The following is a 17461-nucleotide window of genomic DNA, read 5'->3' on the forward strand; positions in this document are numbered from 1 at the left end:
GGTTACTTTAATCAATTGCTCAGCATCGACTGCCCTGTTTTGTGTGCGGTGATCGCACACAGGCGTTAATCAGTGCGGCAACTGCTCGACCAGAAAATCGATGAAAGCCCTGACGCGCAGCGGCATGTGGCGATTCTGCGGGTACAACAAGGTGAACGGTCGCGAGCGTCCGCTGTAGGGTTTGAGCACTTCTATCAGCGAGCCGTCGGCCAGTTCTTTTTCGACGATGAAGCGATAGGTCTGGAACAACCCGGCACCGTGCCTGGCCAGGGTCACGCCACCGAGCACATCGTCCGAGCAGCAGAAATTGCCCTCGGCGAGGATTTCCCGTGGCGCGTCTTCGTCGTAAAACAGCCAGGTGATCCGCCGCCCACTGCTGGGCAACTCGTACTGGATGCACTCGTGCTGTTCGAGATCTTCCAGGGTCTGCGGCGTGCCGGCACGCTTGAGGTAATCGGGGCTGGCGACCATCACCAGCGCCGCATCCTCCAGATGGCGGGCGATCAGGCCGGAATCGGGAATCGCCCGCACGCGGATCGCCATGTCGTAGCCCTCGCCGACGAAGTCGATGTTGCGGTTGCTGATGTGCATGTCGACCTTCACCTGCGGGAAGCGCGCGCGAAAGGCCGGCAGCAGCGGCAGGATCCGATGATGGGCGTAAGTCGTAGGAATACTGATACGCAGGGTGCCGGACGGTTCCTGCTGCTGGCCCATGACTTCCCGTTGCGCCTCGACCAGTTGCGCCAGCGCCTGGCTGCATTCTTCGTAGTAGCGACGGCCGCTGTCGGTCAGTTTCACGCTGCGGGTGGTGCGTGCAAACAGCCGCACGCCCAGGCGTTCCTCCATGCGTGATACCGAGCGGCTCACCGCTGCCGGCGTCACCGAAGCCGCCTGCGCCGCGCCGGTGAAACTGCCGCACTCGGCGGCCAGGCAAAACAACTCGATGCTGCCCAGCTGAAGATCGTCGAAGTGTCGCTGCATGATTGATTACACCGGGGAGTGAGTCTTCGTATGTAGCAAATGCGCGGCCGCTGCGAAAGAACTGCTTACCATTTTGCGCGCGGCTTTCCTGAATCCCGCACTAGGCTCGAAAACGTAATGACCATTGAAGGCAGCGAGCCGATGGTCGGAATTGTCAGGGAATGGCAGTTTTCGAAACTCTTTAACCTAACGGATGGGTTAGCATGAAAGTGTGCAGTTACAAGGGATTGTCGGTAGTGATCATGCTGCGAGACGAACATTGCCCTCCCCATGCGCATGTCGATTCAGGTGCATGGAGTGCCCGCTTCAAATTCAGCTTCTGGCACAACGGCGTGGAGTTATGGGATGTGGTGCCGCTGTCGCGTCGGCCACCGATTGCAGTGCTTGAAGGGCTACGGCAGTCGCTCCGTGAAACCGTTCATCTGCGGCGGGCTCGCCGGATCTGGTGGACTCGTTTGCAGACGGCGTGTCTCGATAATCAATGGTGGGACGGGGACTCGAACGAAGTGGCTGTCATGCGCGAAGTCACCGGAGCAACCTTCAGAATCGGATCGGCGTATTACGAACCAGAAGAAAACAAAACCCTGCTGGCCCTGGTTGGTGCTCAGGAAGGTGTGGAGATCGAACTATGAAAACAGTAAAAGCCGGTTTGCATGCGGATCGACCGGTAACGGAAAAGCGCCTCGATGAAGCTGTTGAGCGGGGAGGGCTGCGCCGACGCAGCAGCCTGCAAGCCGTGTCGGTGGCCTATCAGAAACCGTGCCTGGTGATTCACTTCGAGGACGACAGTGGCGTGCTGCTTCCAGTGAATCTCTACCGCGAATTCGATGATTTCGAACCGGAAGACTTCAGCGGATTGAACGTCGGCTTTGCCGGCACCGCGCTGTGCCACGACGGCAAGGATCTGCAGGTTTCCATCGCCGGCATGATCTCCGCCAGCCAGCCGTTGATGGCCATGGCCGCCTCGGTGATCGCTTCGCGCAATGGCCGTCAGAGCAGCACCGCGAAAGCCGAAGCTGCACGGGCCAATGGCAGGAAGGGCGGGCGCCCGCGCAAGATCGATCCCGTGCCATGAACAGGCACAAAAAAGCCGTCGCTCAGGACGGCTTTCTTGTATCTGGAGCCTGCGATCAACGCCGGGTCAGCAGCACGCCGGATTCCATGTGGTGGGTCCACGGGAACTGGTCGAACAGCGCACAGCGGGTGATGCGGTGCGTGTCGTGCAGTTGGGCGATGTTGGCCGCCAGCGTCTCCGGGTTGCAGGAGATGTACAGGATGTTGTCGAAGCGACGGGTCAGTTCGCAGGTGTCCGGGTCCATGCCGGCCCGTGGCGGGTCGACGAACACGCTGCCGAACTCGTAGCTTTTCAGGTCGATGCCGTGCAGGCGACGGAACGGGCGAACTTCGTTCAGGGCTTCGGTCAGCTCTTCGGCGGACAGGCGCACCAGAGTGACGTTATCCACAGCGTTTTCGGCGAGGTTGCTCAACGCGGCGTTGACCGAGGTCTTGCTGATTTCGGTGGCCAGCACTTTGCGCACGCGGGTTGCCAGCGGCAGGGTGAAGTTGCCGTTGCCGCAGTACAGCTCCAGCAGATCGTCGCTGCGATCGCCCAGTGCTTCGTATGCCCAGTTGAGCATCTTCTGGTTCACGGTGCCGTTCGGTTGGGTGAACGCGCCTTCCGGCTGGCGATAGCTGAACGTGCGACCGCCAACGTCGAGCTTCTCGACCACGTAATCGAGGCCGAGCACTTCGCGCTTGCCCTTGGAACGGCCAATGATGCTGACGCCCAGGTCCGCCGCCAGTTTGGTGGCCGCCGCATGCCAGTGCTCGTCCAGCGGACGGTGATAGCACAGGGTGATCATCGCGTCGCCGGCCAGGGTGGTCAGAAACTCCACCTGAAACAGCTTGTGGCTCAGCGCCGCGCTGGCCTGCCAGGCCGCTTTCAATTGCGGCATCAACTGGTTGATGCGCAGGCTGGCGATCGGGAATTCCTCGATCAGGATCGGCGTGCGCTTGTCGTCCTGGGAAAACATCGCGTAGTGCCGCTCACCGCCCTCGCGCCACAGGCGGAATTCGGCGCGCAGGCGGAAGTTCTGCAACGGCGAATCGAACACCGTTGGCTCCGGTGCATCGAACGGGGCCAGCAGGTCACGCAAGCGCGTGACCTTGTCTTCGAGTTGTGCGGCGTAGGCCTGGGAATCAAAAGTCATGCGTTGAACCAACCCAGCTTGATCACGAACAGAATCGACAGGATCACCAGCGCCGGGTTCAGCTCACGGGCGCGGCCGGACAGCAGTTTGATCGCAGTCCAGGCGATGAAGCCGAAGGCGATGCCGTTGGCGATGGAATAGGTGAAAGGCATCGCCAGGGCGGTGACCACGACCGGCGCGGCGACGGTGATGTCTTCCCAGTCTATTTCCGCCAGGCCGGAAGTCATCAGCACGGCGACGAACAGCAGCGCTGGAGCGGTAGCGAAGGCCGGCACGCTGGCGGCCAGTGGCGAGAAGAACAGCGCCAGCAGGAACAGGATCGCGACGACGATGGCGGTCAGGCCGGTGCGGCCGCCGGCACTCACGCCCGCAGCGGATTCGATGTAGCTGGTGGTGGTCGAGGTGCCCAGCAGCGAGCCGGCCATTGCGGCGGTGCTGTCGGCGATCAGCGCACGGCCCATCTTCGGCATGTGGCCGTCCTTGCCCATCAGGCCGGCGCGCTTGGCGACGCCGATCAGGGTGCCGGAGTTGTCGAACAGGTCAACGAACAGGAAGGCGAAGATCACGCTGACCAGACCGATATCCAGTGCGCCCTTGATGTCCAGTTGCAGGAAGGTCGGGGCCAGCGAAGGTGGCATCGAAGTCACGCCGCCGAACGGGGTGAAGCCCATCACGATCGAGACGATGGTCACCGCGAGAATGCCGATCAGCACCGCGCCGCGCACTTTCAGGGCTTCAAGGGCAACGATCAGGGCGAAACCGAGGGTGGCGAGGATCGGGGCCGGTTGCTTCAGGTCACCGAGGCCGACCATGGTCGCAGGGTTGCTGACCACGATACCGGCGTTGTGCAGGGCGATCAGCGCCAGGAACAGGCCGATACCAGCAGCAATCGCCGAGCGCAGTGGCAGCGGGATGCTGTTGATGATCCATTCACGGATGCGGAAGATCGACAGCAGGAAGAAGCACACGGCTGAAATGAACACCGCGCCCAGCGCCACTTGCCAGGTGTGGCCCATGTGCAGCACGACGGTGTAGGTAAAGAAGGCGTTCAGGCCCATGCCCGGTGCGAGAGCGATCGGGTAGTTGGCGATCAGGCCCATGACCGTGGAGCCGATGGCGGCTGCCAGACACGTGGCGACGAACACCGCGCCTTTGTCCATGCCGGTCTCGCCGAGGATGCTCGGGTTGACGAACAGAATGTAGGCCATGGCCAGGAAGGTCGTGACGCCCGCGAGAATCTCGGTCCGCACGTTGGTGTTGTGTGCCTTGAGTTGAAACAGCCTTTCCAGCATGTCTGCTCCCCGTGGCGCGCGTGGCGCCGTGAATGTATCGACCTCAACAGCAAAGCACAGACCGTCGCAAGCGCCTGGAAAATTGTGGTGGGCCGGAAAAAGCCGCGCATCATACCAGCAGCGTGAGGAAGATGGCGGATGTTGGTGTCGATCGTCGGCGAAGTTTTGCACCACGGCCAAGTACGCCATACTGCGCGCTGTTTTTTCGGGGATGGATCGCATGAACAAGGGTTGGATGAAGAGCGCTGGACTGATGGCCTTGCTGCTGGCCGGTGTACCGGCGGCACTCGCGGCGTCGGCACCGCCATTGAGCGAGGTGAAAGTCATCAAGGTTCAGTCGGCGTCCTGCGGGCTCGAAGACATTACCGATGGCCAGGTGCAGACCCGCTGCGATCACAGCGCGCCGGGCATCAAGGTGTATGTGCTGGAAATCGGCTACGGCCAGAGCCAGCCTCAGGCTGCACTGGATGGCTTTGAAGTGAACGGCACCCGGAGTCCGGTCTGTGCCTTCGATAACGGCAACCTGACCGAATGCACGCCAGGCGCGAAAACCGTCGGTTCGCTGTACACCTTCGATCTGGCGACTCGTCAGGAAGGCACCTTTACTTTCAGCAATACGTCGATCAACGCCCCGCGCAACACGATGTCGACCCAGCTTTACATCAAGTAACGGCTGTCGCCGAACAGGTCAGGGCAAAGCTGACTACGCTTTAAAGATCACCCAGCGGATGGCGCCCATGACCTTTAGAGCCCTGATTACCCTCGCCGAGGGCATCGATGATCTGCAATGCGTGACCCTGATCGACGTGCTGCGCCGCGCCGGCATCGAAGTGGTGGCGGCCAGCATTGAAGGCCGGCGCATGCTGACCTGCGCGCGAGGCACGCGACTGACCGCCGACGGCATGCTCATTGATGTGCTGGCCCAGACTTTCGATCTGATCGTCCTGCCCGGCGGCGCTGTCGGCGCACAACACCTGGCCGCGCACCAGCCCTTGCAGCAATTGCTAAAGGATCAAGCCAGCGCCGGACGACTTTTCGCCGCCATCGCCGAATCTCCGGCGGTCGCCCTCCAAAGCTTCGGTGTATTACGTCAACGCCGCATGACCTGCCTGCCCGCCACCAGCCATAACCTCTCCGGTTGCACGTTTGTCGATCAACCGGTGGTGGTCGACGGCAATTGCATCACCGCCCAGGGTTCCGGTGCCGCGCTGGCATTTGCGTTGACACTGGTCGAGCAACTGGCGGGCAAGGCCGTCAGAGCGAAGGTAGCGGGGGAGTTATTAGCCTGAGAGGGTCAAGCCTTCACCTCTTCCACCGGCACATGCATCCGGTCGCGATTGGCCAGGGTCGGGAACAGTTTGATCCAGGTTCCGGTCACCACCAGCGTGCCGATGCCGCCCATCACTACTGCCGGCACGGTGCCGAACCAGTGGGCGGTGAGACCGGATTCGAATTCACCCAACTGGTTCGAGGCGCCAATGAACAGGCCGTTCACCGCGCTGACCCGGCCGCGCATTTCGTCCGGGGTTTCCAGTTGTACGAACGAGGCGCGGATCACCATGCTGATCATGTCCGCCGCACCGAGCACCACCAGCACCGCCAGCGAGAACCAGAACGAGGTCGACAGACCGAAGGCGATAGTGGCAACACCGAATACGCCGACGGCAGTGAACATCACCCGACCGACGTTTCGCTCAACGGCAAACCGCGCCAGGAACAACGACATCATCAACGCGCCGACCGCCGGTGCCGAACGTAGCAGCCCCAGCCCCCATGGCCCGGTCAGCAGAATGTCCTTGGCGAACACTGGCAACAGCGCCGTGGCGCCGCCGAGCAATACGGCGAACAGATCCAGCGAAATCGCCCCGAGAATATCCGGGCGACTGCGAATGAAGCGAATCCCCGCCAGCAACGAGTCCAGCGTCGCCTTTCCCTTGTTCAGTGGGGTTTGCCGTGCAGGCAGGTTGAGCATCAGCGTGCAGGCGATGACATACAGAATGACCGTCGGGCCATAGACCCACACGCTGCCGAAGGCATAGAGCAGACCGCCGAGCGCCGGGGCGACGATGGTGGCCGATTGCTGCGCCGACTGCGCGGCGGCGACGGCCCGCGGGAACAGTGCGCTGGGCACGATGCTCGGCAGCAGCGCCTGGGTGGTCGGCATCTCGAAGGAGCGCGCAGCGCCCAGCAGGAACGCCAGAATAAAGATCATTTCCCGGGTGACATGCTCGGTGGCGCTGCCGATGGCCAGTGCCAGGGCGATCAAGGCCTGCAACGACTGGCAGATCGCCGCGACCTTGCGCCGGTCGTAGCGATCGGCAACGTGGCCGGTGTGCAGCATGAACAATACGCGTGGAGCGAATTCCACCAGCCCGACCAGACCCAGGTCGAGCACATTGCCGGTCAGTTGATAGAGATTCCAGCCGATCGCCACGGTGAGCATCTGAAAACCGCTGGCGGTGAAGATCCGGGCAAACCAGAACGCAAGAAAGGGGCGGTGGTGACGTAACAGCAAGGGCTCTTGGCTGGGCATTTGCGGGCCGGTCTTGATGGAGGGGAACCGCGAGATTATCACCAGTCTGTAACAGGAAGTTGCTATGACAAAAAATTTAGTTAGCCAGACATCGATTTTTTCGTACCCGGACACCGAACCCGGCCAAGGATGTATTTCAGGGCGTTGCCAAGGCTGTGAGGCAACTTGTCACGCGGCAAAAGACCACGCGGTTCCCCGTCGGAAATGGGACTACTCTTTCAACGTTGATTGATCCAGATCAAGACCCCTCCCGGAACTGATCCGTGACCCGTCGGCAGACTCCCTGCGTCGCGATGCCTGTAAAAAGAAGAACGAATCCGAGTTCGCCGCACTCCATACCCGTGGGGGCAGTGGTCCAAGGCCGCCAGTCTTGGAACCGTTATCTGATAGAGGAAAGCTTATGTTCGGTTTAGAGGCACTAGATCTCGCCCGAATTCAGTTCGCGTTCACCATCTCGTTCCACATCCTGTTCCCGGCGATCACCATCGGTCTTGCGAGTTATCTCGCGGTGCTGGAAGGCCTGTGGCTGAAAACCGGCAACGATACCTACCGTGACCTCTACCATTTCTGGTCGAAGATCTTTGCCGTCAACTTCGGCATGGGCGTGGTTTCGGGCCTGGTCATGGCCTACCAGTTCGGCACCAACTGGAGCCGCTTCTCGGACTTCGCCGGTTCAGTCACCGGCCCGTTGCTGACGTATGAAGTGCTTACGGCGTTCTTCCTCGAGGCCGGTTTCCTCGGTGTGATGCTGTTCGGCTGGAACAAGGTCGGGCGCAAGCTGCACTTTTTCTCCACGGTAATGGTGGCTATCGGCACGCTGATTTCGACCTTCTGGATTCTCGCCTCCAACAGCTGGATGCAGACGCCGCAGGGCTTCGAGATCGTCAACGGCCAAGTGATCCCGACCGACTGGCTGGCAATCATCTTCAACCCGTCGTTCCCGTATCGCCTGATGCACATGGCGACGGCGGCGTTCGTCGCGACGGCGTTCTTCGTCGGCTCCTCGGCGGCCTGGCACTTGCTGCGCGGCAAGGACAACCCGGCGATCCGCACCATGTTGTCGATGGCGATGTGGATGGCGTTGATCGTTGCGCCGATTCAGGCGGTCATCGGTGACTTCCACGGCCTCAACACCCTCAAGCATCAGCCAGCGAAAATCGCTGCGATCGAAGGCCACTGGGAAAACCATGGCGACGAAGCGACCCCGCTGATCCTGTTCGGTTGGCCGGACATGAAGGAAGAGAAAACCAAGTATGCGGTCGAGATCCCGTACCTCGGCAGCCTGATCCTGACGCACTCGCTGGACAAGCAAGTCCCGGCGCTGAAGGAATTCCCACCGGAAGACCGGCCGAATTCGACCATCGTGTTCTGGTCGTTCCGGATCATGGTCGGCCTCGGCTTCCTGATGATCTTCACCGGCCTCTGGAGCCTGTGGCTGCGCAAGCGCGACACGCTCTACACCTCACGGCCGTTCCTGTACCTGGCGCTGTGGATGGGGCCGTCCGGTCTGATCGCGATCCTGGCGGGCTGGTTCACCACTGAAATCGGTCGTCAGCCGTGGGTGGTCTACGGGCTGATGCGCACGGCGGATGCGTCGTCCAACCACAGTTTCATGCAGATGAGCATCACGCTGATCATGTTCGTGGTGGTGTATTTCGCGCTGTTCGGTGCGGGGCTGGGCTACATGATGCGCCTGGTGCGCAAAGGGCCGAAGACCGACGAAGGCAAGGAAACCAACGACGGTGGTCCTGGCCAGAAACGCACGCCGGCCCGTCCGTTGTCCGCTGCCGACGACGATGGCGCCGAACACGACCGCAGCCTGACCAAGGAGATTTGAATCATGGGTATTGATCTTCCGCTGATCTGGGCCGTGATCATCATCTTCGGGATCATGATGTACGTGGTCATGGACGGTTTCGACCTGGGGATCGGGATTCTCTTCCCGTTCATCCCCGGCAAGACCGACCGCGACGTCATGATGAACACCGTCGCCCCGGTGTGGGACGGCAATGAAACCTGGCTGGTACTGGGCGGCGCGGCTTTGTTTGGCGCGTTCCCGCTGGCCTATTCGGTGGTGCTGTCGGCGCTGTACCTGCCACTGATCTTCATGCTGATCGGGTTGATTTTCCGCGGCGTGGCGTTCGAGTTCCGTTTCAAGGCCAAGGACGACAAGCGTCACCTGTGGGACAAGGCGTTCATCGGTGGTTCGGTGGCGGCGACGTTCTTCCAGGGCGTGGCACTGGGTGCGTTCATCGACGGCTTGCCCGTGGTCAACCGGCAATACGCCGGCGGCTCACTGGACTGGCTGACGCCGTTCACGCTGTTCTGCGGTGCCGCGCTGGTGGTGGCGTATGCCTTGCTCGGCTGCACGTGGCTGATCATGAAAACCGAAGGCAAGCTTCAGGAACAGATGCATAACCTGGCGCGCCCTCTGGCCTTCGTGCTGTTGGCGGTGATCGGCGTCGTCAGTCTCTGGACGCCGCTGGCCCACCCGGAAATTGCGACGCGCTGGTTCAGCATGCCGAATCTGTTCTGGTTCATGCCGGTGCCGATTCTGGTGTTGGTGACGATGTACGGTCTGATTCGCGCAGTGGCGCGTAATGCCAACTACATGCCGTTCCTGCTGACGCTGGTGCTGATCTTCCTCGGCTACAGCGGTCTGGGCATCAGCCTGTGGCCGAACATTGTGCCGCCGTCGATCTCGATCTGGGACGCCGCCGCACCGCCGCAAAGTCAGGGCTTCATGCTGGTCGGCACGCTGTTCATCATCCCGTTCATCCTGGGTTACACCTTCTGGAGCTACTACGTGTTCCGCGGCAAGGTCACCCACGAAGACGGTTATCACTAATGGTGATCACGATGGCGCCGACCGCGGCGCCATCTCCCTCAACCGGAGGATGCAAGCATGACCGGCAAACATTCCCTGCACGACATTGAAGAAGCCGAAAAAAAGCCGCTGTGGCAGCGGCTTGGCTGGTTGGCCATGATCTGGGTCGGCAGCGTCGGTGCACTGTTCATCGTCGCCAGCCTGATGCGCATGTTCATGAATGCAGCAGGTCTGACCACGCATTGAGACTTCCCATCCCGCTGCCTTGCGGCACGGATTTTTGACCCTCCGACCGGAGGGTTTTTTTTGCCCGGGTTATTTGCGCGCCTTGAGGATCACGAACTTCGGTGTGGCCGCGACCTGCTCGACACCCCGGAACAGCCGCGCCAGTTTGCTGTGATAACCCAGGTGACGGTTGCCGACCATGTACAGCGCACCACCGACGACCAGCGCTTCGCGGGCCTGCTGGAACATGCGCCAGGCGAGGAAGTCGCCGACCACCTGTTGCTGGTGGAATGGCGGGTTGCACAGCACCACGTCCAGCGATTGCGCTTCCTGACCGGCCAGACCGTCGCCGGCGCGCACGATCACTTCACGCTCACCCAGCGCCGCGCGCCAGTTTTCAGCCGCCGATTGCACGGCCATGAACGATTCGTCCACCAGGGTGTAATGCGCGTCGGGGTTTTGCAGGGCGCTGGCGATGGCCAATACGCCGTTGCCGCAGCCAAGATCGGCGACCCGCGCAGAGCCGAGGTTTTTCGGCAGGTGCGGAAGGAAGGCGCGGGTGCCGATGTCCAGCCCTTCACGGCAGAACACGTTGGCGTGGTTGAGCAGTTCGATGGCCGGCTCGTCGAGGCGATAGCGGGTCGGGTAGGGCGAGACGGCCGGTGCCTTGGCCTCGGGCGTGGCGATCAGCAGTCGGGCCTTTTTCACCGCCAGCGAAGCCTGAACCGGGCCGATATAGCGTTCCAGCAGATCACCGGCGGCGCGGGGCAAATGCTTGACCATCGCCGCTGCTACCACTTGTGCGTCGGGCGCCAATTGGCCTTGCAGGCGAATCAGTTGATCTTCCAGCAATGCCAGAGTTTTCGGGACGCGGATCAGCACTCGGTCGAACGGCCCGACCAACGGCTCGCTGGCAGGAACACCGCGAAGAGCATCAAACGCCTGGCCATTACGCAGCAGGTTTTTTTCCAGCCCCTGAAACGCCAGGAACGAATCGCCGCTGGTGCTGACCTGCACTTTGCCTGACAGGCTGATGGCCAGCGCGCCGAAACTGTCGTTGAGCACCAGAACCCGTGTCTCGATCGGCAGATTCTGTTCGGCCAGATGATTGAGCAGGTATTCGTCGGCCGCATCGAAGGCTTGCAGCGGTTCGTTCTGCTGTTCGGGCTGACGGATCAGATCAAGCTGGGCGAAGGGGGTGTCGAGCAAAGGCATGGGGCGGGGACTCTGGCTAAGCGAAGGGTGTTCTGCGGTCTGGGGGCGGCAGAACCAACCGAGTGCACAGCGACGTGAAGGCTCACGACATCACTCTGGAAGGCTGCGAATGGTACTTTTTTTTTGTTGGCAATACTCGTCTGATTTCAGTGCTGTGATTGAGCACGGTTTAGAGGAAACCAAGCTTGGAAGCCTTGACGATGGCTGACATCTTGTTGCACGCGTTGAACTTAACCATCAGGTTTTTGATGTGATAGTTCACGGTCCGCTCGGCCACATTCAGAATCTGGCCGATTTCCCAGGCAGTCTTGCCATAGGCGCACAGCCTGACAATTTCCAGCTCTCGAGTAGACAACCGCACGGGGGGCGGTTTGGCCGGCATTGGCGGGAGTGCATGGACGAACATTTCACTCAAGTGCTGCGTGATGAAATGCATGATGCCGTATTGATCGTACAGCTCCAGTGCGAAGATTTCGCAGTGGGTACGTGCCAGGCTGATTGTGCAGCACAGGTCGTTTTCCTCACTGATATACGATTGTGACCAGCCATGTTCCCCTCCGTGATTTCGAAGTGCATTCCACATTTGCGGTGCTTTCGAGAAGGCTTTACTGCTCCAGAGAAATGGCAACATGGATTGGTGGCAGTATGATGTTATTGGGTCATCCTTACTGTAGTTGTTCTCATATTCGTCGTTCCACGCTTTAGTGAAGTTATTGATATAGAACGGTTTGAATGACGGGGACTCAGGTCGCGAGACTTGAATGCCGCAAAACTGGAAACCTATGTTATTGGCAAATGTTCTCAATATCGGGAATGCTTTTTCGATTTCCTTCGCGCCCGTCAGCTGTCTTATCTGGTACTCCTTCCACCTTTCCATTTTTAATATTCTCCGAGGAGCAATTTCGCGGGGGTGTCTAACTTGGATCCAGGATCGCAGACACGAAATCCAGTGTAGGACGCTTCCTACAAAGTGTTTAAATTTTTTTGCTCTTGAATAGGGGGTTTATAGGGAATATCCATAATCGGATTTTATATGTAAATGTTCATATAAAGATCTTTAATGCTCACGCTCATTGGTTGATTATTTCAAAGTGATGGCACTGTGAAATGTCATTACAAACTGTCGGTGTTCCCGCAAGGACTAATGCGTAACACTTGAGTCATTGTTGATGGAGTAAATCTATGACCGCCAGCAGCGAAAAATTCAGCCGCCAGACACTGCTCGATGTGCAGCCACTGACTCCGAACCTGTTCACGCTACGTACCACGCGGGATGCTGGTTTCCGCTTCCGTGCCGGACAATTTGCCCGGATCGGCGTGACGCGCGAGGATGGAAGTACGGTGTGGCGCGCCTACTCGATGGTGTCTTCGCCGTTCGACGAGTTTCTTGAATTCTTTTCCATCGTGGTGCCGGGTGGCGAATTCACCAGTGAACTGAGCCGGCTGAAAGCCGGGGATACCTTGCTGATCGAGCGCCAGGCCTTTGGTTATCTGACGCTGGATCGCTTCATCGATGGCCGCGATCTCTGGCTGTTATCCACAGGCACGGGGGTGGCACCGTTTCTGTCGATCCTTCAGGACTTCGAGGTCTGGGAGAAGTTTGAGCGGATCATCCTGGTCTACAGCGTGCGGGAGGCGCGGGAACTGGCCTATCAATCGCTGATCGCCGAGCTCACGCAGCGCGATTACCTGACTGAATATGCGCATAAATTCCAGTTTATTCCGGTGGTCACCCGTGAACTGTATGCCGGCGCCCTCAACGGTCGCATCACTACCCTGATCGAAAATGGCGAGCTGGAGAGAGTGGCAGGCGTCGAGCTGACCCCGGCGCACTCGCGGGTCATGCTCTGCGGTAATCCACAGATGATCGATGACACCCGTGCCTTGCTCAAGCAGCGGGGCATGGCTTTGAGTCTGACCCGGCGACCGGGACAGGTGGCGGTGGAAAACTACTGGTAAGAAAACGGCGCCCTCAGGCGCCGTTTCAGTCTTCAAGGCCGGTTGTTCTGGGCCTTGAGCAGATCGCGGATCTCGCCCAGCAGTTCTTCTTCCTTGGTCGGTACCGGCGGCAAGGTAGGCGCCACGGCTTCTTCGCGCTTCAAGCGGTTGATGGCTTTGACGCCCATGAAAATCGCGAAGGCGACGATCACGAAGTCAAGAATGCTCTGGATGAATTTACCGTACGCCAGCATCACCGCAGGGGCATTGCCCTCGGCGGCTTTCAGCGTAATGGCCAGGTCACTGAAATCCACCCCGCCGATCAGCAGGCCGATTGGGGGCATGATCACGTCGCCGACGAACGACGAAACGATCTTGCCGAAGGCGGCGCCGATGATGATACCGACGGCCATGTCGACCACATTGCCTTTGACCGCGAAGGCCTTGAACTCGCTGAGCACGCCCATAGTTATTTCCTTGTTACAGATGAGTTTGGTGTACGCAGTGTAAATCAGCATAACGCGTCCTGCGCGCAACACCTTCTTACAAAGCCCGTTTTTATCGACACACCAACCCGCAATTAGTTTGCAAAGTGCCACTAATCGCGCGCGGAATACGCTGCAAGCCGCTGATCCTGAAGAAAAAATATTCAATCACGGCGTTGCGATCTTTCTATTTAGGTTTGGCGAATCGAGCTTCTAGCCTCTGTCTGGCGCACCTGGATGGCCTCAAAAAAACAGAGGAACCTGAAATGAATTCCACACTTGGTTCAGGGGTTATTCCCCGTCGCACCGTTGGTGTATTGGCCGCCAGCCTGTTGACCCTTTCCGTGAACGCCGCCCCCCTGACCCGTGACAACGGTGCGGCGGTCGGCGACAACCAGAACTCGCAAACCGCCGGCGCCAGCGGCCCGGTGCTGTTGCAGGACGTGCAACTGATCCAGAAGCTGCAACGCTTCGACCGCGAACGCATTCCCGAGCGCGTCGTGCATGCTCGCGGTACCGGTGCACATGGCGTGTTCACCGCGACCAACGACCTGAGCGATCTGAGCAAGGCCAAGGTGTTCTCTGTTGGCCAGGTCACGCCGGTGTTCGTGCGTTTCTCGGCGGTGGTTCATGGCAACCATTCTCCGGAAACCCTGCGTGACCCACGGGGTTTCGCGACCAAGTTCTACACCGCCGATGGTAACTGGGATCTGGTGGGCAACAACTTCCCGACGTTCTTCATCCGCGATGCGATCAAGTTCCCGGACATGGTGCACGCCTTCAAGCCCGATCCGCGTACTAACCTTGACGATGACTCGCGCCGTTTCGACTTCTTCTCCCATGTACCGGAAGCCACCCGCACATTGACCGAGTTGTATTCCAATTCGGGAACACCGGCCAGTTATCGGGAGATGGACGGCAACAGTGTGCACGCTTACAAGTTGGTCAATGCCAAGGGGGATGTGCACTATGTGAAGTTTCACTGGAAAAGTTTGCAGGGCATCAAGAATCTCGATCCGCAACAAGTTGAGAAAGTTCAGGGTCGCGACTACAGCCACATGACTCACGACTTGGTAGCAAACATTCACAAAGGCAACTTTCCGAAGTGGGACTTGTACATTCAAGTCTTGAATTCGCAAGACTTGTCCAAGTTTGACTTCGATCCTCTTGACGCAACCAAGATCTGGCCAGGTGTTCCAGAGCGAAAAGTTGGACAAATGGTGCTGAACCGCAATCCTGCGAATGTCTTCCAGGAAACCGAGCAAGTGGCCATGGCGCCTTCTAATGTTGTACCGGGCATCGAGCCCTCGGAAGACCGTCTGCTGCAAGGCCGGATATTTGCCTATGCCGATACGCAAATGTATCGCCTGGGCGCCAACGCCCTGCAATTGCCGATCAATGCTGCCCAAACCGCCGTCAACAATGGCAATCAGGATGGCGCGATGAATGCCGGTGCGAGCACGTCGGGCGTCAACTATCAGCCAAGCCGTCTGCAACCGCGTGAGGAGACACCGGGTGCGCGATACAGCCAGACCGAGCTGCAGGGCAGCACGCAACAGGCGAAGATTCAGCGCGAGCAGAACTTCAGGCAGGCCGGTGATCTGTATCGCTCGTTCAGCAAGAAGGAACGCCAGGATCTGATCGAGAGCTTTGGCGGTTCGCTGGCGGGCGCCGACGACGAGAGCAAGCACATCATGCTGTCCTTCCTCTATAAGGCGGATCCGGAATACGGCACCGGTGTGACCAAAGTGGCCAAGGGTGACCTGGATCGGGTCAAGGCCCTGGCGGCCAAACTGGTCGACTGACAGCGACCCTTTCAAGCCCCGGCAATTGTCGGGGATTGACCGGCAGCAGCGCCGCGCGTCTGGCCAGCGGGGAAATCCGTACCGCCGCGCCGCGCTCATCGGCGATGGCTGCGTTATCATCGCGGTTTTTGCCGGGGGTTCAGATGGCCAAGGCCAAGCGCATGTACGGCTGCACCGAGTGCGGCGCAACCTTTCCCAAGTGGGCCGGGCAGTGCGGCGAATGCGGCGCCTGGAACACCCTGACCGAAACCATGGTCGAGAGCGGCGGTGCCGCCGCCCCGAGCGGGCGTACCGGCTGGGCCGGGCAACAAGCCCAGATCAAGACTCTGGCCGAAGTCAGCATCGAAGAGATTCCGCGTTTCTCCACAGCCTCCGGTGAGCTCGACCGAGTGCTCGGCGGTGGTCTGGTGGACGGTTCGGTGGTGCTGATCGGCGGCGACCCCGGCATCGGCAAATCGACGATCCTTTTGCAGACCCTGTGCAACCTCGCCAAGAGCATGCCGGCGCTGTACGTCACCGGTGAGGAATCCCAGCAACAGGTCGCCATGCGCGCACGTCGCCTGGGCCTGCCGCAGGATCAACTGCGGGTCATGACCGAAACCTGCATCGAAACCATCATCGCCACCGCCCGCCAGGAAAAACCCAAGGTGATGGTGATCGACTCGATCCAGACGATTTTCACCGAACAACTGCAATCGGCACCGGGCGGCGTGTCCCAGGTACGCGAGAGTGCGGCGTTGCTGGTGCGTTACGCCAAGCAAAGCGGTACGGCGATTTTCCTGGTCGGCCACGTGACCAAGGAAGGCGCATTGGCGGGTCCGCGCGTTCTGGAGCACATGGTCGATACCGTGCTGTATTTCGAAGGCGAGTCCGACGGTCGGTTGCGTTTGCTGCGGGCGGTGAAAAACCGTTTCGGTGCGGTCAACGAACTTGGCGTGTTCGGCATGACTGACAAGGGCCTGAAAGAAGTCTCCAACCCGTCGGCGATTTTTCTCACCCGCGCTCAGGAAGAAGTCCCGGGCAGTGTGGTGATGGCGACGTGGGAAGGCACCCGGCCGATGCTGGTGGAAGTCCAGGCGCTGGTGGATGACAGCCATCTGGCCAACCCGCGCCGGGTCACGCTGGGTCTGGATCAGAATCGTCTGGCGATGCTGTTGGCGGTGCTGCACCGTCACGGCGGCATTCCGACCCACGATCAGGACGTGTTCCTCAACGTGGTCGGCGGGGTGAAGGTGCTGGAAACCGCGTCTGACCTGGCGTTGATGGCGGCCGTCATGTCGAGCCTGCGCAACCGTCCGTTGCCCCATGATTTGCTGGTGTTCGGCGAAGTCGGCCTGTCCGGCGAAGTGCGCCCGGTGCCGAGCGGTCAGGAGCGATTGAAGGAAGCCGCCAAGCACGGCTTCAAGCGCGCGATCGTGCCCAAGGGCAACGCGCCGAAGGAAGCACCGCCAGGTTTGCAGATCATTGCGGTGACGCGTCTGGAGCAGGCGCTGGATTCACTCTTCGAGTGATCAGACGTCTATCAGCGCCCCGAGCTCGCGTTCCAGTTCGGTTTCGTCGGCCAGATTGAGTTCGATCAGGCGACGCAGGCGCTGAATCGACTCCAGGCTGATATGCCGGCACACGAAACCGAGCTGGCCGTGATCTTCATGAGCCAGTTGCACATCCATCTCGATGTGCACGTCTTCGCTCAGGTGAATGTCGACGAAAAAGTCGTGCTCGGGATTGCCCAGCCAGGGCTCGGGCCGCTCGATCAACAATCCCTTGAGCGACAGGTCGATCAGCTTCACCGGCCAGATGTACTCGCCCTGGCTCAATTCGGTTCTGGCATCGAACGCGATACGTTTGAAGCGGCGACGCTCGGACGGGTGCTCGCTCATGGCGCAATCCTCAGGAAGGTCAGCTGACTATAGACCCGACGGGCGGGGTGATGCCAACGAATGGACTGTC

Annotated in this window: 18 protein-coding genes; 10 read left to right on the plus strand and 8 right to left on the minus strand. The window is 59.9% G+C overall.

The genetic code is table 11. The annotated features are described in order from the left end of the window. Positions 1–69: 69 nt before the first annotated feature. Complete coding sequence (locus AC1RT4_RS26585; protein WP_085608722.1) at positions 70–981, minus strand: LysR family transcriptional regulator; 912 nt, start codon at positions 979–981, stop codon at positions 70–72. Between the two features lie 203 nt (positions 982–1184). Here AC1RT4_RS26585 and AC1RT4_RS26590 point away from each other — a divergent pair, with 203 nt between their 5' ends. Beyond that, on the plus strand, positions 1185–1613 hold the full coding sequence (locus tag AC1RT4_RS26590; RefSeq protein ID WP_039771768.1) for a hypothetical protein: 429 nt from the start codon (positions 1185–1187) through the stop codon (positions 1611–1613). Next, the gene (locus tag AC1RT4_RS26595; RefSeq protein WP_493089021.1) at positions 1610–2056 is read left to right on the plus strand and encodes a hypothetical protein; all 447 of its coding nucleotides are present in this window, start codon (positions 1610–1612) and stop codon (positions 2054–2056) included. The genes AC1RT4_RS26590 and AC1RT4_RS26595 overlap by 4 nt, the downstream gene beginning before the upstream one ends. Positions 2057–2111: 55 nt before the next feature. On the opposite strand, the gene trmA is transcribed toward AC1RT4_RS26595, so the two are convergent. Both trmA and AC1RT4_RS26605 read right to left on the minus strand, forming a co-directional pair. Continuing rightward, a complete protein-coding gene (gene trmA / locus AC1RT4_RS26600) occupies positions 2112–3191 on the minus strand; it encodes a tRNA (uridine(54)-C5)-methyltransferase TrmA (RefSeq protein ID WP_085747690.1) in 1080 nt (359 codons plus the stop codon). Then, positions 3188–4483, minus strand: a complete 1296-nt coding sequence (locus AC1RT4_RS26605) for an NCS2 family permease (protein WP_064599583.1) — start codon at positions 4481–4483, stop codon at positions 3188–3190. Before AC1RT4_RS26605 ends, trmA begins: the two co-directional genes overlap by 4 nt. Before the next feature lie 220 nt (positions 4484–4703). Here AC1RT4_RS26605 and AC1RT4_RS26610 point away from each other — a divergent pair, with 220 nt between their 5' ends. Next, entirely contained in the window at positions 4704–5153 is a 450-nt protein-coding gene (locus tag AC1RT4_RS26610; RefSeq protein WP_493089024.1) for a DUF4879 domain-containing protein, read from the plus strand. A gap of 67 nt (positions 5154–5220) precedes the next feature. Further along, positions 5221–5772 (plus strand): DJ-1 family glyoxalase III, encoded by a 552-nt coding sequence (locus tag AC1RT4_RS26615; RefSeq protein WP_493089026.1) that lies wholly within the window; start codon positions 5221–5223, stop codon positions 5770–5772. A 5-nt stretch (positions 5773–5777) separates the two neighbouring features. On the opposite strand, the gene AC1RT4_RS26620 is transcribed toward AC1RT4_RS26615, so the two are convergent. Next, the gene (locus tag AC1RT4_RS26620; RefSeq protein ID WP_230733630.1) at positions 5778–7016 is read right to left on the minus strand and encodes an MFS transporter; all 1239 of its coding nucleotides are present in this window, start codon (positions 7014–7016) and stop codon (positions 5778–5780) included. A 400-nt stretch (positions 7017–7416) separates the two neighbouring features. Between AC1RT4_RS26620 and AC1RT4_RS26625 the strand changes: the two genes are divergently transcribed. From AC1RT4_RS26625 to AC1RT4_RS26635, 3 genes are read left to right on the plus strand one after another with little or no spacing between them, the layout of a single operon-like run. Further along, a complete protein-coding gene (locus AC1RT4_RS26625; protein WP_262193910.1) occupies positions 7417–8853 on the plus strand; it encodes a cytochrome ubiquinol oxidase subunit I in 1437 nt (478 codons plus the stop codon). A gap of 3 nt (positions 8854–8856) precedes the next feature. Next, entirely contained in the window at positions 8857–9864 is a 1008-nt protein-coding gene (gene cydB / locus AC1RT4_RS26630; protein ID WP_085608716.1) for a cytochrome d ubiquinol oxidase subunit II, read from the plus strand. Positions 9865–9921: 57 nt separating this feature from the next. After that, complete coding sequence (locus AC1RT4_RS26635; protein WP_007950992.1) at positions 9922–10089, plus strand: DUF2474 domain-containing protein; 168 nt, start codon at positions 9922–9924, stop codon at positions 10087–10089. A 69-nt stretch (positions 10090–10158) separates the two neighbouring features. On the opposite strand, the gene AC1RT4_RS26640 is transcribed toward AC1RT4_RS26635, so the two are convergent. Then, positions 10159–11283, minus strand: coding sequence for a methyltransferase (locus AC1RT4_RS26640; protein WP_493089029.1), 1125 nt, complete (start codon positions 11281–11283; stop codon positions 10159–10161). Positions 11284–11452: 169 nt separating this feature from the next. After that, a complete protein-coding gene (locus AC1RT4_RS26645; protein ID WP_493089031.1) occupies positions 11453–12160 on the minus strand; it encodes a LuxR C-terminal-related transcriptional regulator in 708 nt (235 codons plus the stop codon). Between the two features lie 305 nt (positions 12161–12465). Here AC1RT4_RS26645 and AC1RT4_RS26650 point away from each other — a divergent pair, with 305 nt between their 5' ends. Further along, entirely contained in the window at positions 12466–13242 is a 777-nt protein-coding gene (locus AC1RT4_RS26650) for a ferredoxin--NADP reductase (RefSeq protein WP_493089033.1), read from the plus strand. Positions 13243–13274: 32 nt separating this feature from the next. On the opposite strand, the gene mscL is transcribed toward AC1RT4_RS26650, so the two are convergent. Beyond that, a complete protein-coding gene (gene mscL / locus AC1RT4_RS26655) occupies positions 13275–13688 on the minus strand; it encodes a large-conductance mechanosensitive channel protein MscL (RefSeq protein WP_045121628.1) in 414 nt (137 codons plus the stop codon). Between the two features lie 284 nt (positions 13689–13972). Between mscL and katB the strand changes: the two genes are divergently transcribed. Together katB and radA are read left to right on the plus strand one after the other, a co-directional pair. Further along, complete coding sequence (katB, locus tag AC1RT4_RS26660; protein ID WP_493089035.1) at positions 13973–15511, plus strand: catalase KatB; 1539 nt, start codon at positions 13973–13975, stop codon at positions 15509–15511. Positions 15512–15654: 143 nt separating this feature from the next. Further along, positions 15655–17022 (plus strand): DNA repair protein RadA, encoded by a 1368-nt coding sequence (gene radA, locus AC1RT4_RS26665; protein ID WP_007950985.1) that lies wholly within the window; start codon positions 15655–15657, stop codon positions 17020–17022. On the opposite strand, the gene AC1RT4_RS26670 is transcribed toward radA, so the two are convergent. After that, a complete protein-coding gene (locus AC1RT4_RS26670) occupies positions 17023–17391 on the minus strand; it encodes a PilZ domain-containing protein (RefSeq protein WP_493089037.1) in 369 nt (122 codons plus the stop codon). Positions 17392–17461 lie beyond the last annotated feature (70 nt).

This window comes from Pseudomonas sp. GW821-FHT11D10 (assembly GCF_058808435.1).

Bases quoted from the DNA above. Each gene is read 5' to 3' on its own strand.
- trmA (WP_085747690.1), bottom strand. From the start codon at position 3,191: ATGACTTTTGATTCCCAGGCCTACGCCGCACAACTCGAAGACAAGGTC.
- AC1RT4_RS26645 (WP_493089031.1), bottom strand. From the start codon at position 12,160: ATGGAAAGGTGGAAGGAGTACCAGATAAGACAGCTGACGGGCGCGAAG.
- radA (WP_007950985.1), top strand. From the start codon at position 15,655: ATGGCCAAGGCCAAGCGCATGTACGGCTGCACCGAGTGCGGCGCAACC.
- AC1RT4_RS26620 (WP_230733630.1), bottom strand. From the start codon at position 7,016: ATGCCCAGCCAAGAGCCCTTGCTGTTACGTCACCACCGCCCCTTTCTT.
- mscL (WP_045121628.1), bottom strand. From the start codon at position 13,688: ATGGGCGTGCTCAGCGAGTTCAAGGCCTTCGCGGTCAAAGGCAATGTG.
- AC1RT4_RS26625 (WP_262193910.1), top strand. From the start codon at position 7,417: ATGTTCGGTTTAGAGGCACTAGATCTCGCCCGAATTCAGTTCGCGTTC.
- AC1RT4_RS26595 (WP_493089021.1), top strand. From the start codon at position 1,610: ATGAAAACAGTAAAAGCCGGTTTGCATGCGGATCGACCGGTAACGGAA.
- AC1RT4_RS26640 (WP_493089029.1), bottom strand. From the start codon at position 11,283: ATGCCTTTGCTCGACACCCCCTTCGCCCAGCTTGATCTGATCCGTCAG.
- cydB (WP_085608716.1), top strand. From the start codon at position 8,857: ATGGGTATTGATCTTCCGCTGATCTGGGCCGTGATCATCATCTTCGGG.
- AC1RT4_RS26635 (WP_007950992.1), top strand. From the start codon at position 9,922: ATGACCGGCAAACATTCCCTGCACGACATTGAAGAAGCCGAAAAAAAG.
- AC1RT4_RS26585 (WP_085608722.1), bottom strand. From the start codon at position 981: ATGCAGCGACACTTCGACGATCTTCAGCTGGGCAGCATCGAGTTGTTT.
- AC1RT4_RS26610 (WP_493089024.1), top strand. From the start codon at position 4,704: ATGAACAAGGGTTGGATGAAGAGCGCTGGACTGATGGCCTTGCTGCTG.
- AC1RT4_RS26615 (WP_493089026.1), top strand. From the start codon at position 5,221: ATGACCTTTAGAGCCCTGATTACCCTCGCCGAGGGCATCGATGATCTG.
- katB (WP_493089035.1), top strand. From the start codon at position 13,973: ATGAATTCCACACTTGGTTCAGGGGTTATTCCCCGTCGCACCGTTGGT.
- AC1RT4_RS26590 (WP_039771768.1), top strand. From the start codon at position 1,185: ATGAAAGTGTGCAGTTACAAGGGATTGTCGGTAGTGATCATGCTGCGA.
- AC1RT4_RS26650 (WP_493089033.1), top strand. From the start codon at position 12,466: ATGACCGCCAGCAGCGAAAAATTCAGCCGCCAGACACTGCTCGATGTG.
- AC1RT4_RS26670 (WP_493089037.1), bottom strand. From the start codon at position 17,391: ATGAGCGAGCACCCGTCCGAGCGTCGCCGCTTCAAACGTATCGCGTTC.
- AC1RT4_RS26605 (WP_064599583.1), bottom strand. From the start codon at position 4,483: ATGCTGGAAAGGCTGTTTCAACTCAAGGCACACAACACCAACGTGCGG.